General features: G+C 38.2%; 11 protein-coding genes. 6 read left to right on the forward strand and 5 right to left on the reverse strand.

Annotated features, from left to right (window positions below; translation table 11 throughout):
- Positions 1-39 precede the first annotated feature (39 nt).
- Genes DUT70_RS15270 through DUT70_RS15280 form a run of 3 tightly spaced genes read left to right on the forward strand, consistent with a single transcriptional unit; the run spans position 40 to position 4,651 of the window.
- The gene (locus DUT70_RS15270; RefSeq protein ID WP_113648233.1) at positions 40-1,029 is read left to right on the forward strand and encodes an MraY family glycosyltransferase; all 990 of its coding nucleotides are present in this window, start codon (positions 40-42) and stop codon (positions 1,027-1,029) included.
- Positions 1,030-1,080: 51 nt separating this feature from the next.
- Entirely contained in the window at positions 1,081-3,021 is a 1,941-nt protein-coding gene (locus DUT70_RS15275; protein WP_113648234.1) for a polysaccharide biosynthesis protein, read from the forward strand.
- 7 nt (positions 3,022-3,028) lie between these two features.
- Positions 3,029-4,651, forward strand: coding sequence for a gliding motility protein RemB (locus DUT70_RS15280; protein ID WP_113648524.1), 1,623 nt, complete (start codon positions 3,029-3,031; stop codon positions 4,649-4,651).
- 54 nt (positions 4,652-4,705) lie between these two features.
- Here the strand turns inward: DUT70_RS15280 and fcl are convergent, their stop codons facing one another.
- Complete coding sequence (fcl, locus tag DUT70_RS15285) at positions 4,706-5,632, reverse strand: GDP-L-fucose synthase (RefSeq protein WP_113648235.1); 927 nt, start codon at positions 5,630-5,632, stop codon at positions 4,706-4,708.
- A 30-nt stretch (positions 5,633-5,662) separates the two neighbouring features.
- Complete coding sequence (gene dxs, locus DUT70_RS15290; protein ID WP_113648236.1) at positions 5,663-7,591, reverse strand: 1-deoxy-D-xylulose-5-phosphate synthase; 1,929 nt, start codon at positions 7,589-7,591, stop codon at positions 5,663-5,665.
- Between the two features lie 174 nt (positions 7,592-7,765).
- Here dxs and glyA point away from each other — a divergent pair, with 174 nt between their 5' ends.
- Entirely contained in the window at positions 7,766-9,037 is a 1,272-nt protein-coding gene (gene glyA / locus DUT70_RS15295; protein WP_113648237.1) for a serine hydroxymethyltransferase, read from the forward strand.
- Between the two features lie 24 nt (positions 9,038-9,061).
- The gene (locus DUT70_RS15300; protein ID WP_113648238.1) at positions 9,062-11,821 is read left to right on the forward strand and encodes a PAS domain S-box protein; all 2,760 of its coding nucleotides are present in this window, start codon (positions 9,062-9,064) and stop codon (positions 11,819-11,821) included.
- Positions 11,822-11,934: 113 nt separating this feature from the next.
- Here DUT70_RS15300 and DUT70_RS15305 read toward each other — a convergent pair whose 3' ends face one another.
- Together DUT70_RS15305 and DUT70_RS15310 are read right to left on the reverse strand one after the other, a co-directional pair.
- Positions 11,935-13,320 (reverse strand): hypothetical protein, encoded by a 1,386-nt coding sequence (locus DUT70_RS15305; protein ID WP_113648239.1) that lies wholly within the window; start codon positions 13,318-13,320, stop codon positions 11,935-11,937.
- Entirely contained in the window at positions 13,317-14,018 is a 702-nt protein-coding gene (locus DUT70_RS15310; RefSeq protein ID WP_113648240.1) for a ComF family protein, read from the reverse strand. Before DUT70_RS15310 ends, DUT70_RS15305 begins: the two co-directional genes overlap by 4 nt.
- 78 nt (positions 14,019-14,096) lie before the next feature.
- Between DUT70_RS15310 and DUT70_RS15315 the strand changes: the two genes are divergently transcribed.
- Entirely contained in the window at positions 14,097-15,272 is a 1,176-nt protein-coding gene (locus DUT70_RS15315; RefSeq protein WP_162926638.1) for a TlpA family protein disulfide reductase, read from the forward strand.
- On the opposite strand, the gene rlmN is transcribed toward DUT70_RS15315, so the two are convergent.
- Complete coding sequence (rlmN, locus tag DUT70_RS15320; protein WP_113648242.1) at positions 15,269-16,318, reverse strand: 23S rRNA (adenine(2503)-C(2))-methyltransferase RlmN; 1,050 nt, start codon at positions 16,316-16,318, stop codon at positions 15,269-15,271. The genes DUT70_RS15315 and rlmN overlap by 4 nt on opposite strands.
- Between the last annotated feature and the right edge of the window lie 43 nt (positions 16,319-16,361).

Raw genomic sequence — 16,361 nt, forward strand, 5'->3', positions numbered from 1 at the left:
AGTACTAAATTATGCTTGCATAATAAATTCATTAAACGAATGCCAAATTTACATTTCATTTTATACTTCATCCTCTTTTTTGCGCTGGAGCTGATTTACTTCAAAATTGCAGATCGATTTAATATCATCGATAAACCAAACCATCGCAGCTCACATACCAGTATCACCATTCGCGGCGGAGGAATTATTTTTCCTTTGTCTATTTTAGTATATGCACTGTTTAATGATTTTCAGGATATTTATTTCGTGGTAGGGCTGTTGGCAATATCAACGGTCAGTTTCTTGGACGATATTTTAACGTTAAATAATAAAGTACGCTTAAGTGTACATCTAACCTCAGTATTGTTGCTGTTTTTTCAATGGGATTTATTCAGCCTAAGTTGGTATTGGGTGTTAACCGCATTGATCTTTGTCATCGCAACCATCAATGCCTACAATTTTATGGATGGTATCAACGGTATTACAGGGGGATACAGCTTACTAACCGTTGGAACGCTGTACTATATCAATCAAAACATAATCAGTTTTACATCCAATGAGCTTTTAATTATCGTTGGGTTGGCGTTAGTAGTGTTCAATTTCTTCAATTTTAGAAAAAAAGCGAAATGTTTTGCTGGAGATGTAGGAAGCGTAAGTATTGCTTTCATCATCGTCTTTTTAATTGGACAATTAATTCTAAAAACGCATAATGTATCCTACATCTTCTTATTATTAATTTATGGAACAGATACTGCGTTTACGGTGTTGTTTCGTAAAATAAGAGGAGAAAATATTTTTGAGGCGCACAGGAGTCATTTCTATCAATATCTATCCAATCAGCGCAAATATTCGCATTTATTAGTTTCGTTTTTATATATAGTGGCGCAATTATTGATAAATGTCTTATTAATTGAACTAACTAACGAAACTATGATTTACACTTTACTTCTGTTCTTTACCTTTATGGTGATATATCTTTTTTTAAGGTTCAAGCTTGAAGGGAAAAAAAGGCTGTTGCTCTCTTACGATAAGCATAGTTCACAAATGTAAAAATTTTGTTAGACCATGGTTTTGTTGTACCTTTATTTAAAATAGCCTATTTTGTTTGGTAAAATAAATATCGTCCCTCGGTGGATTATCTTTCTTTTAGACTTGGGCATTTGCTTAGTTTCGCTCACTGTGGCATATGCTGTTAAGTTGAACTTGGCATTGTCTGACGTCAATGTAGTAGAGTTTAGTAGAAATATATTGATCATTACGGCAATTAACATTATTGTCTTTTTCAATGTAAAAACTTATGCGGGCATTATTCGCTATACCAGTGCTCAAGATACTTTTCGAATACTTTTTGCGGTATTAATAAGCAATGGTGTATTTTCGTTTTTAAACTTTGTCATTACAGCACTAGGTTACCATCCGTATATTTCTAATACGGTGCTGATCATAAACCTCTTAACCTCATTTCTTTTATTGATTACTTATCGGGTACTGATCAAGTATTTTTTCATGTACATCAAAAACTTAAACCTTGATAAGCGTAAAGTGATTGTTTATGGGGCAGGAGAGGCTGGACTGGCCACTAAGAGAACTTTTGACCACGATGGCAAAGTGAATAAAACCATTATGGCCTTTGTAGATGATGATGAACGTAAAGTGGGAAAAGCCATCGATGGGATTAAGATCTTAAGTGCTCAACGTTTAGAAGAGCTTATTCGTGAGCATGAGGTTGATGAAGTAATTTTTGCCTCTTATACGATCCCTCCCGAAAGGAAGAATAGAATTGTAGATGTGTGTTTAGAAAATGATGTAACGGTGCTCAATATTCCTCCTGCTGATGCGTGGGAAGGTGGTAAACTCAACAAGTCTCAAATACAAAATATCAATATCGAGGATCTCTTGAACAGAAAGCCCATAGAGATCGACGTGAAAAGCTTACAGGCACAATTGAAGGATAAGAGAATATTAATTACTGGTGCTGCTGGTTCTATTGGAAGTGAGATTGTTCGTCAACTAATCAAATTTGATGTGGGATTGATTATCCTTTGTGACCAATCAGAAACAGCCTTGCATGATGTTTATCTAGAATTAGAAGAGAATTATAAGCATAACAATTTCCATGCGTTTATTGGCGATGTAAAAGATGAAAAGAGGATGAAGCATCTTTTTGAGATGTACAAGCCTCATTATGTCTATCACGCTGCTGCTTACAAGCATGTGCCTTTAATGGAAGATAATCCATCAGAAGCGATCAAGAACAACGTACATGGCACCAAGATGATTGCTGATCTTTCTGTGAAATATGGCGTACAGAAGTTTGTAATGGTATCTACGGATAAAGCGGTAAACCCTACCAATGTTATGGGGGCTTCCAAGCGCATTGCAGAAATCTATGTACAGTCGCTCAATAACTCTCTAACACAAAAGAATTTTATATTTAGTAACGGATTAAGCTATATCAATGATTTAGAAGTGAAGCCAATCACTAAATTCATTACTACCCGCTTTGGGAATGTGTTGGGGTCTAACGGATCGGTAATTCCTCGCTTTAAACAACAAATAGAGAAGGGTGGACCAGTAACAGTTACTCATCCTGAAATTACCAGATACTTCATGACAATCCCAGAAGCTTGTAGATTGGTACTCGAAGCAGGCTGCATGGGCAACGGTGGAGAGATTTATGTATTTGACATGGGTAAGTCGGTGAAGATTGTAGAACTAGCCAAGAAAATGATTCGTTTGGCTGGATTGACTCCTAATCAAGATATTAAAATCCAGTATTCAGGCTTAAGGCCAGGAGAGAAGCTTTTCGAAGAACTGTTAAATGACAATGAAAATACCTTGCCAACGCATCATGAGCAAATTATGATTGGTAAAGTGAGGGAATATGTATTTGATGATGTAGAACAACAGATCTATACATTATTGCAACATGCTAACGTCAATGATGATAGAAAGGTAGTGATCATGATGAAGAAAATCGTAACCGAATTTAAAAGCAAAAATTCAGTTTTTGAAGAATTGGATGGTGCTATAAATGAATAAAAATTTAATGAAGAAGTATACTATATTGGCCACATTTATGGCCTTTTTTATTTTAGACGCAGGGGCACAAGAAAAACCAGCAACCGCAAATCAAAATATACTGCACGACTATCAATTATATCAAAAGCTAAATCGTTCGGTTTACGATACCAATACCAAATTCCACTCTTCAATTAGAGGGTTTTATTCGGATGATCAGAGACTTAAAACGACCTATGATTCATTGATGAATTACGGTACTGATAGTTTGAATAGAAGAAGTTGGGTACATAGAAAACTTTTTCAGGAACATTTGATAGAAGTGAAGAATGAAGAGTATCATATCTACGCGGATTTCCTTGGAGATTTTCAAATAGGAAGAGATTTTAAAGGCGACAGAACAACTTGGTTGAACACTCGTGGATTTCAAGTTGGAGGAAATGTAGGTGAGAAATTTTCCTTTTATTTGAATGGCTTTGAAAATCAAGGAAAGTTTGCTGACTATGTGAACAACTATATTGTGAGCAATCAAGTAGTGCCAGGGCAGGGTTATGGAAAATTAGCTACTGATAAGCAAGACTGGGCTTATGTGACGGCCTTGCTTTCTTATACCCCTAACAAATACCTGAATTTTGCACTCGGATATGATAAAAACTTTATTGGAGATGGTTACCGTTCGGTTTTACTTTCTGATGTTTCTTCAAATTATACCTTTTTCAGGTTAAGGGCTAGTTTAGGTAGTCTACAATACCAAACCATTTATGCGTATATGCTTGATCCAGGAGCTCCGAAATTAGCCAATGATAGAAGGCTAGGAGACAGGGGAAAATGGATGGCTGCGCATTATTTAGATTGGAATGCTACTAAAAGATTGTCGATCGGTTTTTTCCAAGCAGTAACCTGGGCTGATGCAGAAGTAGAAGGTAAACGAGGATTTGATTTTAATTATATCCATCCGTTTATGTTCCTAAGACCTGTTGAAAATACAAATACAACTTCCCCAGACAAAATGAGGCTGGGAATAAATGTGAAGTACGAGGTATTGGAAAAAACTGCAGTTTACGGACAGTTTATGTTTGATGAATTTACTGCCAAAGAATTTTTTAAAGGCAATGGCTATTGGGCAAATAAATGGGCGGTACAGCTAGGCTTAAGAGGTTCAGACTTGTTCAAAGTAAAAAGCTTAAACTACCTGGCAGAGTTTAATACGGCACGTCCTTATACCTATGCTCACTTCGATAGGTTATCTAACTATTCAAATTACAATCAGCCTTTGGCACATCCATTTGGGGCAAACTTTAGAGAGTTTTTAGGAATCCTGAACTATAGTGTGAAGAAGTTTGATTTTCAAGGGCAAGGTTTATACGCGGCTTATGGCTTAGACCCTGCAGGTGCTAACTTTGGGAAAGATATTTTTAAGAGCTACGACACTAGGTCTGTGCAATACGGAAGTCACGTAGGACAGGGCATTTTAACAGAACTTTATATGTTGCAAGGAAAAGTTGCTTACTTGCTTAATCCAAAATATAACTTGAGGCTAGAATTGGGTGGTGTATTGAGACAAGAAAAGAATAGCTTGGGTAGTAATAACACTGCAATGGTGACTTTTGGTTTACGAACCAGCTTTAGAAACTTATATTACGATTTTTAGTCTTATAAAGTTTTATCTAAAATAGAAAAGGCCCGATTTTAAATCGGGCCTTTTCTATTTCTTGCTGAGATAGTCTTGATAAGCTAATTTCAATCCTTCTTTAAGCGCTATTTTGTGCTTCCATCCTAAGTCATGGAGTTTAGAAACATCCATTAACTTGCGAGGTGTACCATCTGGTTTGCTAGTATCAAATACTAATTCTCCTTCAAATCCAACCGTTTCTTTAACAGCTAAAGCCAAATCCTTAATCGTTAAATCTTCTCCAGTACCTATGTTGATGAGATTTGGTTCGCTATAGTTTTCCATTAGAAAATAACAAGCATCAGCTAAATCATCCGCAAATAAGAATTCACGCATTGGTGATCCAGTGCCCCAAATGGTTACTTCTTTGCTGCCGTTGTGCTTTGCCTCATCAAATTTCCTAATCAATGCAGGTAATACGTGAGAGTTTTCTGGGTGATAATTGTCGTTGTAGCCATAAAGATTGGTTGGCATCACTGAAACAAAATTACAGCCATATTGATCTCTGTAAGCATCACACATTTTAATACCTGCAATCTTAGCGATAGCATAAGGCTCATTGGTGGGCTCCAATAATCCAGTTAATAAATATTCCTCTTTGAGGGGCTGTGGTGCTAACTTTGGATAGATACAGCTAGAACCCAAGAACATCAATTTCTTCACTCCATTTACATAGGATTGATGGATAACATTGTTCTGTATCGCAAGATTCTCATAAAGAAAATCAGCACGGTAAGTATTGTTAGCTACAATACCCCCAACTTTTGCCGCAGCTAAAAAAACATAGTCTGGTTTTTCTTCATTAAAAAAAGCAGCAACAGCTTGCTGATCTCTTAAATCTACTTCTTTAGAAGTACGGGTGATAAGATTTTGATAACCCTCTTTTTGTAATTTACGATAAATAGCAGAGCCAACCATTCCTCGGTGGCCTGCTACAAAAATTTTAGAATGCTTTTCCAATGTGATGGTAATTGTTAAGTTTAGCAGGGGCTAAGAAGCCATTATTTTAGTGGTTCTGCTTACTGCTATCTTCTTTACTGCCTGAATAATTGAATTTGTATCGTAACCACATAATGCCCAAAGTTCAGGTTGTTCACCATGTTCAATGATCTCATCTGGAATACCTAGTCTCACTACGTTTGCTTTGTAATTGTGATCGGCCATAAACTCCAGTACAGCGCTTCCCATTCCGCCTTGTAAACAACCATCTTCTACCGTGATTACATTTTTAAAGCGGGTAAATACCTCATGAAGCAATGCCGTATCTAAAGGTTTAACAAAACGTAAATCGAAATGCGCAGGGGTAATGCCATCACTATTCAGTTCTTTGCAAGCTTCAACTGCAAAGTTGCCTACGTGACCTATGGTTAAAATGGCAACATCTTCTCCATCGCATATTTTTCGTCCTTTTCCAACCTGTAAAGTATTTAACGCACGTTTCCAATCTGGTAAAACACCGCTACCTCTCGGATAACGGATCGTGAAAGGTCCCATGTTTTCTTGTTGAGCGGTATACATCATGTTGCGTAGCTCCTCCTCGTTCATCGGTGATGCCACCACCATGTTAGGGATACAGCGCATAAAGGCTAAATCATAAGCGCCATGGTGAGTTGCACCATCAGCACCAGCCAAACCTGCTCTATCTAAACAGAATACCACGTTTAGGTTTTGTATGGCCACATCGTGGATAACTTGGTCATAAGCCCTTTGCATAAAGCTAGAATAGATATTGCAGAAAGGAATTAGACCTTGTGCAGCTAAACCAGCTGAAAAAGTTACGGCATGTTGTTCGGCAATACCCACATCAAACGCTCTATTGGGCATCGCTTTCATCATGATGTTAAGCGAAGAGCCCGATGGCATGGCGGGAGTGATCCCTACAATTTTATCATTTGCTTCCGCAAGTTCAACCATGGTATGACCAAAAACATCCTGATATTTAGGTGGTTGAGGCTTGTCTATCACTGGTTTTTTAATCTCACCAGTAATTTTATCAAATAAGCCAGGGGCATGCCATTTGGTTTGATCTTTTTCTGCCAATGCAAAGCCCTTACCTTTTACGGTAACACAATGCAACAGTTTTGGTCCTGGAATATCTTTTAAATCCTTAATAATAGCAGCCAAGCGTTTTACATCATGACCATCTACTGGACCAAAGTATCTGAAGTTTAAAGCTTCAAAAAGGTTGCTTTGTTTAAGTAGCGTTCCTTTGATGCTTTTTTGTATTTTCTTTACATATTTCTGTGCGTTAGGACCAAGCTCCGAAAGTTTGGTCAAAACGTTAAACACATCATCTCTAAAGCGGTTATATGATTTAGAAGTGGTAATGCTAGTAAGGTATTCTTTTAGCGCACCAACGTTTGGATCAATAGACATGCAATTGTCGTTCAAAATCACCAAAACATTTGATTTCTCGATGCCTGCGTGATTCAAGCCTTCGAAAGCAAGACCCGCGGTCATGGCACCATCACCAATAACGGCAACATGTTGTCTGTCTTTTTCGCCTTTATAATGCGAGGCAACAGCCATCCCTAAAGCCGCTGAAATGGAAGTAGAAGAGTGCCCAACGCCAAAGGTATCATATTCGCTTTCGCTGATTTTCGGAAAGCCACTAATACCGTTAATGATCCGGTTAGTATGAAACTGGTTACGTCTTCCTGTTAAGATTTTGTGCCCGTAAGCTTGATGTCCTACATCCCAAATGAGTTTATCGTAAGGCGTATTTAAAGCGTAATGTAGTGCCACCGTTAATTCAACCACACCTAAGCTGGCACCAAAATGTCCGCCATTAACACTCACCACGTCAATAATATACTGGCGAAGTTCTTGACAAATTTGCTCAAGATCCTGCTCGTTGTATTTTTTTAAATCCGCTGGATAGTTTATCGTTGATAGTAAAGGGCCTGTCTTAACTTCCATGTAATATTATAAAAGCACAAATTACGGCATTTTGTTTAATAAATTTATGAAGAATAATTTCAAATTACAGAGAGGGCCTTTTCAATGTTGATGAGAATGACTTAGTTATACGAATTACATCATTGTATAACCTAATAATTTGAGTATTTTTACCGAACAAACATAATTCCAATAATGAATAGAGATACATTAGTTTTCGACTTAATTAACAAAGAACTAGACAGACAAGAACACGGATTAGAGCTTATTGCATCAGAAAATTTTGTAAGCAAGCAAGTTATGGAAGCGGCAGGATCAGTATTGACCAACAAGTACGCTGAAGGACTACCAGGAAAACGCTATTATGGAGGTTGCCAAGTGGTAGACCAGATTGAGAACATTGCCATTGACAGAGCAAAACAGCTTTTTGGTGCGGAGTGGGTAAATGTGCAACCGCACTCAGGTGCACAAGCCAATGCTGCGGTAATGTTGGCGGTAATTCAACCTGGTGATAAAATTTTAGGTTTCGATTTGTCTCACGGAGGTCACTTGACCCACGGTTCTCCAGTTAATTTTTCAGGAAAACTGTATCAACCATTATTTTACGGCGTAAAAAAGGAAGATGGTTTAATTGACTATGCAAAATTGGAAGAAATTGCTTTGGCTGAAAAACCAAAGTTGATTATTTGTGGAGCTTCTGCTTATTCAAGAGAGTGGGATTATGCTTTTATCCGTAAAGTAGCCGATCAAATTGGTGCTTTGGTATTAGCTGATATTTCACATCCAGCTGGTTTTATTGCCAAAGGATTGTTGACTAACCCACTTCCACACTGCCATATTGTGACCACTACTACACACAAAACCTTAAGAGGTCCTCGTGGGGGTATGATCATGATGGGTAAAGATTTTGAAAATCCATTTGGTTTAAAAACACCAAAAGGCGAAGTGAGAATGATGTCTTCTTTGTTGGATATGGCGGTTTTCCCTGGTACACAAGGTGGTCCATTAGAACATATTATTGCCGCTAAAGCCATCGCTTTTGGTGAAGCTTTAACGGATGAGTATGGCGATTATATCAAACAAGTTGGCGCTAATGCACAGGCAATGGCAAAGGCTTTTGTAGCTAAAGGTTACGGCATTATTTCTGGCGGTACAGATAATCACTTAATGCTTATCGACCTAAGAAATAAAAATATTACAGGTAAACTAGCAGAAAACGCTTTAGAGAAAGCGGACATTACGGTGAATAAAAACATGGTTCCTTTCGATGATAAGTCGCCGTTTGTGACTTCTGGATTTAGAGTAGGAACTGCAGCGATTACCTCAAGAGGTCTTAAAGAAGCCGAAATGACAACTATCGTTGATTTGATTGACGAGGTATTGACCAATCCAGAAGATGAACAAACATTAAATAACGTAAAAACAAAAGTTCAGGCGTTAGTAAGTCGTTTTCCACTTTATAAATAGTTATATTAGGTATTATTAACTAATATGCTAAAAGTCCCTTCTCCAAGCTATAATCTGGAAGAGCAGCGTTTGGCCGCCCTTCATTCTTATGACGTGCTTGGAGAAGGTCTTGAAAACGAGCTTGATAATCTAGTAAAGCTTGCCGCCCAAATTACTTCAGTAAAAAAAGCTTATATCAGTTTTGTTGCTGAAGATACCATTGTTTTTAAGGCCACTTATGGTCTGATTACCAAAGAGCGCATATTTAAAAGAAGCGACAGTGTCTGTCAGTATGCGATGTATCAGGATTTCTATATTGCTGAAGACATTAGGATACATGATGATTTTATCGGTAGCCCGTTACTGCTTTCGCAAGAGAACTTGGTCTTTTATGCCAGTGTACCTTTGGTTGATGCCGAAGGCTTCGCTTTGGGATGTTTGTGTATCGTAGATGATTGCGAAAGACAGCTCACTTCTCTACAAGTTGAAGCACTACAAACCCTTTCTGTTCAAATTATCGCCCAACTAGCACTTCGCAGAAAAAATCTTCAATTGGCTGCTCAAACGAAACGAGCAGAGGATTTTGTTAACGTATTTCAAGCGTCGCCAGAAATTCATTGTATCTTAAACAGAGATGGCGATATCATGTTCGTCAACCAAGCGGTTGAAACCATGTTGGGGTACAGTCCACAAGAGGTATTGGGAAAAAGCATGTGGAGCTTTTGTTATAAAGAAGATATTTTAAGGATAGCTACTCATATTGAAGAGGGGTTAAAGCAGGGAAACAAGCAGTTTTTCCTCGACTTTAGAATAGTAGACAAAGCAAAACATATCAAGTGGTTAAGTTGGAGCATGGTATCTAAAGAAGATACTTGGTACAGCTATGGGCGTGATATCACCGAAAAGAAACGATTAGATGTAGAGCTTACCCACCTGTCTTTTGTAGCCAGCAAGGTAAATAATGGCGTGGTCATTAGCGACGACTATAATCGCGTAAGTTGGGCTAATGATGCTTTTACAAAAATTACGGGCTTTACGCTGGAAGATATCCAAGGTAAACCACTCGGTGATTTAATTAGAGGCCCCGAAACTGATTGGTCGGTGATTGAAAATGCCAGAAAACTAATCAGTGAGAAAAAGTCATTTACGGTTGATGTTCTTGCGTACAGAAAAGATAAAACGAAAATTTGGCTATCCATTTATAGTACCATTATTTTAAGTGCTGACGGTGAAGTGGAAACGGAGATAGAGATCATTATCGATATTACCGAAAAGAAAATGGTTGAACAGGAATTGGAGGTGCTGTCCACTGTAGCGAGTAAAACCCATACAGGTGTAACCATTTGTAACCAAAATGGAGAGATTACTTGGGTAAACGAAGCTTTGGAGCAACTGATTGGCTATTCTGCTCAAGAACTATCAGGTAAAATGTTGGGCGATGTGCTTTCTACGGATGAAACAGACAGGCGGGTGATTTTAGAGGCCAGGAAGGCTTCAGAACATAAAAAATCTTTCTCTATCGAAGTACTTGCACAGAAGAAAGATGGTATACCCATTTGGTTGTCTGTTTCTAATACACCGATCCTTAATGATAAAGGGGTTTTAGAACGTTACATTGAACTGATTACCGATATTACCGAGCGGAAACAAGCCGAACGGGATATTCTCTTCGCAAAAGAGCAGGCGTTGCAGCTAAGTGAAGCAAAAGAAATGTTCCTATCGGTGATGAGTCATGAAATACGGACACCGTTAAATGCCATTATCGGCATGACCCATCTACTGATTGAAAACAATCCTAAACCTTCGCAAACAGAAGATTTAAATATTCTGAAGTTTTCTAGTGAGAATTTATTGAATATCATCAACGATGTACTAGACTTCACTAAAATAGAGACAGGAAACCTGCATTTGGAATTTTTGCCTGTCAATCTGCAAAACCTCTGCAATGATATCATTAGCTCGTTGCAAGTAAATGCGCATAAGCAATATAATGAGCTAAGTTTAAACTTTGATCATCAAGTGCCCGCTTTAGTATTGGCAGATAAAACCCGACTTTATCAAGTATTGATGAACTTGTTGGGTAATGCTATCAAATTTACGACTAAAGGAAAAGTAGAACTTTCGGTAGAAGTGCTTAATGAAGGAGCGGATGAACTGGCCGTTTATTTTGAAGTAAATGATAATGGTATAGGCATTCCATCTGATAAGAAAGACTATATTTTTGAAACGTTTACGCAAGCAAAGGCCGATATTTCAAGAAAGTACGGAGGTACTGGACTTGGCTTGGCCATTACTAAAAAGTTATTGAAACTTCACGGTGCCGATATTAAAGTAGATAGTGCAGAAGGAGAAGGTACTACCTTTTCGTTTACCATTAATTTTAAAAAATCGCCACTGACTGAATTGCCAGAACAATCTAAAGTTGTAATTTTTGAAGGGAAGAAGGTGCTGGTGGTTGACGATAATGAAATTAATATCCTCATCGCCAAACGCATTTTAATGAAATGGGGCTTAAATATAGATTTTGCTTCCGACGGTTATAACGCTATTGAAGCCATTACCAAAAACAAATATGATTTGGTATTTATGGATATCAAAATGCCAGGAATTAACGGTTTTGAGACGGCCATTATCATTAGAGAAATGGATGATGCTTATTATAAAAATCTGCCCATAGTGGCGCTAACAGCCTCTACACTGCACGACGAGGAAAATAAATTTAAGGAAAGTGGCATGAATGGGCATGTACTGAAACCTTTCAATCCAAGTGAGATCAAGAAGGTGTTGGCTCACTATTTATCCTAAAAGTAAAGGGCCGATATCCCGAATGGAACTATCGACCCTTACCATCTAAATTAACGCTCTCGATATAATAAACGAGAACTAGGGTCGAAAAGTTTTTGAAAAAGTGAAAAAAATTAATTTTTCTCATAACATCCTAATTCAGAAGGAAATAATCTTTCTTTTTCTAGGATGTCTTTTGATAAATAACTTGAAAAATAAGGGTGAGTAAGCAAGCTAATCCCCTTGTTTTTTGCTGGACTGGTATCGCTGATCTTAAAGTTCCCTTGTCGAGAGTTGATAAATAAAGGGTCTACGTTAATCAAGTTGCCATTATTGACGTAAGTTTGCTGGCTGCTTTTGATGAGATTGTTTTTAACCTCAACGACGGAAACCGCACTAGATTTCTTTTCTACGGTAAGCTCATCTTCCAAACTACCCCAAATAATGTTATTGGTTAACGTGGCATTTAAGGAAGCAAATTCAGTAGTACTAATAAAATCAGAAAGAAGCACAGCTGGTGTTCTACGTGCAAAATTATAGTTAAAAGCACCAAATGTATTTTGAGCTAAATCATAAGTACCGCCCCCAATGCCATAAATTAAATATTGGCCGCAATTGTAAAAGAGATTGTTATAAGCAACCAATTGGGTGTGGTAACCCAAAAAACCCACTACTTGCATATTTTTAACCACAGTATTGGCCAATACCAATTTCGGGTTGCTATTTGCCGAAAGCGAATCGACCGTAATGCCTGCAATCCCATTTTTAATGGTGGCGTGGTTAATTACAGAGTTTTTGCTGCTACCATAAAAATGTAAACCATTCCACTGCCCTGGTTCTTCTTCGTAAATACGTTCTGTTCTGTCGCTAGCAAACAAAATGCTGTCTTTTGCTGTGCCTACTGCCGTTAGTGTCCCCTTAATGTTCATGGTAGAACCATTATGAAAGAATATTCTACTGCCTGCTGCAATGCTTAAGGTAACGTTTTCAGGTATGGTTAATGAGTTGTATATGATATACGGAAGCTTACTGTCCCACGTAGTATTGCTGTTGATGGTTGCACTTTTAAGGAAATTGGCATTCTGCCCGTAGGCCACCAGTGGCATTTTTTCCTTCTTGCCATTGAAGAATACCAGGATGGAATCTTCTACAATGAAAGGCTGGTTTTGGGTAGTAGGGTTAATCATCACCTTTACCAAAATATTGATGGAATCTTTCCCGTTGATTTTGATATTCCTACCTTCAACCATTTGTTGGCCATTTACATTAATGCTAAAAGGCGAATTTGCGCCTCCACCTATTTTAATGTTTTCAATATTAATAGCCTTGTCATTATAATTAAAAACTTTAACCCGACGAACAGTAGAGCCTATGGAAGTAAATACGGTATCAAACAAAACACTGTCCGTGGAGAAATTAAGTTTAGCATTTGGATCAAAAGTGATGTCTTCGTCTTTATTGCAAGCCGCAAAAGACAAAGTAAGCATTGCTATTAAAAGAAGTAGGTAATTATGTTTCATTGTTCCGCAAATGCTATCGCTGCAACACTTAATTTTTTAACCCCATGGCTTAGCAGTATATTTCCGCAAGCTTCCAAAGTAGCACCAGTGGTCACTACATCATCCACCAGCAAAATATGTTTGTTAGCTAGTTCCTCCGCATGGTTAACGCAAAAAACACCTTGCATATTCTCGTACCGGGTGTATCTAGCTTTTTTGGTTTGGCTTTCAGTGGCTGTACCTCTTGTCAAACTCTTGGTATCCATCGGAACCTTAAGCTCTTCGGCCAAACCTTTTGCAATATACTCACTTTGATTGTAACCTCTTAACCTAAGTTTCTTTCGATGGAGCGGAACAGGGATAATCGCATCAATATCTACATAAAATTGACTTTTGGAAAGCCTTTGTCCTATCAATTTCCCTAAATAGGTGCCTATGTTGGTTTGGCTCTTATATTTTAACCCATGCAAGAGGTTTTGCACTTTGGTGCCCTTTTTAAAATAAAGCATGGCCATGGCTGCTTCTAAAGACAGGCGGCCCCAAAACTGTTTGGCCAATGGGTTGTCTGGATAAATATGATAATCAGTGTAAGGGAGGTCGTAGAGACAGGAAGTGCAAACATCCTTTTCTCCATGGTACAACAAATTTCCGCAACCATAACACAGCTCTGGAAATAGCAGACTAATCAGATCTTCGGTATAACGTTTTAAGGTAAACATGATACAAGTTACTAAATTTAAGGGATAATTTTATCTGTTAAACGCTTATATTAGAGCTTAACCTTAATGCTCGCTATAATGAAAAGGCTCTTCCTACTTCTTAGTGTTTGTTTCTTCCTACTATCATGCAACCAAGAAAACATTGTGACCATAGCAGGCAAATTCAAGAATATGGAGAATGTGTTGGTTGCTTTGACACTTGATAATAAGGTACTGAAGACGGATACCATTAAAAACGGAAAATTTGAAATGCTAGCAAAGCTGCCCAATAATAGATTGATTGGTCTGTCTTTTAAAGATACTGTGCTGAAGAAAACAGCAAAAGGTTTGTTGCTCAGAAACTGGCCTCATATCAATTTATTTACCGATGATAAAGAGACCAGGATAACCGTTGTGGCCGACTCGATAGAGGGCTTATTGCATTTTGGTAATTATAAGATATTAGGCCGCTCCAAAAGCCAGATCGATTATGAGAACTACCAATCTTTACTAAAAAAAGATAGAGAGGTTAACCAGGCAAAGTTTAAAGCCCTCAGTAAAAAACAAGACAAAGCTTTATTGGCTAAAAATGATTCATTGTTTACCTTGTATACGGATTCCCTAAGGTTTCAGGAAAATTTAGGTAAAACAACCCACAATATAGTAATCAGGAATTTTATTGCTAACAACCCTAACAGCGACGTGTCCATGTACCTGTTGTCAAAAAGATCAGACCTAAAAAGTAACCTAGCTTTCTATCAGCTGCTGTACAACAAGGCAAATAGAACATACAGAAAGAGCTGGTACGGCCTATATTTTGCTAAACGAGCGGAACAGCTAGAGAAATTAAAAAAGAAGTATATCAAGAAATTAGCCGTTAATGCTTTTAATGTAAACGACAAAGGCTTTAATTATGGGAAGTATGCCGACAGTAAATTAATCGTTTTTGATATATGGGCTACATGGTGTGTACCTTGTATGGAAGATATGCCTGCGGCTTTGAAACTTGCAAAGGAGCTGGAAGGTAAATCAGTGAGCTATGTTTTTCTTTCCTACGATTTTAATGATAAGCATTGGAAGCAGCAGAGTAAAAAAATAGGTTTAAAGAACAGTTATTATCTTTCGAACGAAACTAGAAAGTTTCTTAATGAAGAATTGGTTGTTACCACCATTCCGAGATATATGATCTTAAATCAAAAAGGCGAAATACTGGTGTTAGATGCACCAGCGCCATCATCCACTGAACTCAAAAAATTAATTGAAAGTATGCTTTAAGCTTTCTCTTTCACTGCTAGCTGTCCGCAAGCTGCGTCAATATCTTTACCACGACTTCTTCTAATGTTGGTGGTAATGCCCTGCTTCCGCAGATAGGCGGCAAAGGCATCGATCTTATCCCCTTCGGCATTAATGAAGTCGGCAAATTGGATAGGGTTGTACTCAATGATATTTACCTTGCAAGGTACGTGTTTACAGAACCTGGCTAGTTCTATGGCATCTTGTATCTCGTCGTTAAAGTTGTTAAAGACAATGTATTCGTAAGTGACTGGGTTTTTCGTTTTCTGGAAGTAATACTTCAGGGCTTCGGCCAAGGCTTTTAAAGAGTTGTGTTCCGTGATGGGCATAATCTCATGTCGCTTCTCGTCATTGGCGGCGTGCAAAGAAAGTGCAAGGTTAAATTTCACACCATCATCACCCAGCTTTTTAATCATTTTGGCAATACCAGCAGTGGATACGGTAATGCGTTTGTACGACATGTTCAGCCCGTCGGGAGCCGTAATGCGCTCAATCGACTTCAACACGTTAGCATAGTTCAGCAACGGTTCGCCCATGCCCATGTACACAATATTGGTAAGGGGAATGTTATAGTTCTTTTTAGCTTGTTGATCAATTAAAACCACTTGGTCGTAAATCTCGTCGGCATTGAGGTTACGTTTACGTTCCATGTAACCCGTGGCACAAAACTTACAAGTTAAACTACAGCCCACCTGTGAACTTACGCAAGCCGTCATTCTTTCGTCTGTTGGAATCAAAACACCTTCTACAATGTTGCCATCGTATAGCCTAAAAGCATTTTTAATGGTGTGATCGTTGCTAAACTGAGCATTGCTGATCTCTACGGTGTTGATCGCATAGCCATCATCAAGCTTCTTGCGCAGGTCTTTCGACAGATTGCTCATCTCCTCAAAATTGCGAGCAGATTTTTCCCAAAGCCATTGATAAACTTGTTTAGCCCTAAAAGCAGGCTCGCCCATCTCCTTAAAATGTTGGGCTAACTGTTCTGGATTTAGTGACCTGATGTCTATCTTTTTTGTACTTTGCATGAGGCTACAAAGTTACTTAAAAAGATTGAGGCTTCGAAAACCT

Origin of the sequence: Pedobacter chitinilyticus (genome assembly GCF_003313385.1) — a bacterium.
In the GTDB taxonomy this organism is placed as follows: Bacteria; Bacteroidota; Bacteroidia; order Sphingobacteriales; family Sphingobacteriaceae; genus Pedobacter; species Pedobacter chitinilyticus.

What these genes read in the sequence shown, in the direction of transcription:
- dxs (WP_113648236.1), bottom strand. Translation starts at nt 7,591, where the DNA reads ATGGAAGTTAAGACAGGCCCTTTACTATCAACGATAAACTATCCAGCG.
- DUT70_RS15270 (WP_113648233.1), top strand. Translation starts at nt 40, where the DNA reads ATGCCAAATTTACATTTCATTTTATACTTCATCCTCTTTTTTGCGCTG.
- DUT70_RS15305 (WP_113648239.1), bottom strand. Translation starts at nt 13,320, where the DNA reads ATGAAACATAATTACCTACTTCTTTTAATAGCAATGCTTACTTTGTCT.
- DUT70_RS15300 (WP_113648238.1), top strand. Translation starts at nt 9,062, where the DNA reads ATGCTAAAAGTCCCTTCTCCAAGCTATAATCTGGAAGAGCAGCGTTTG.
- rlmN (WP_113648242.1), bottom strand. Translation starts at nt 16,318, where the DNA reads ATGCAAAGTACAAAAAAGATAGACATCAGGTCACTAAATCCAGAACAG.
- glyA (WP_113648237.1), top strand. Translation starts at nt 7,766, where the DNA reads ATGAATAGAGATACATTAGTTTTCGACTTAATTAACAAAGAACTAGAC.
- DUT70_RS15280 (WP_113648524.1), top strand. Translation starts at nt 3,029, where the DNA reads ATGAAGAAGTATACTATATTGGCCACATTTATGGCCTTTTTTATTTTA.
- DUT70_RS15315 (WP_162926638.1), top strand. Translation starts at nt 14,097, where the DNA reads ATGAAAAGGCTCTTCCTACTTCTTAGTGTTTGTTTCTTCCTACTATCA.
- DUT70_RS15310 (WP_113648240.1), bottom strand. Translation starts at nt 14,018, where the DNA reads ATGTTTACCTTAAAACGTTATACCGAAGATCTGATTAGTCTGCTATTT.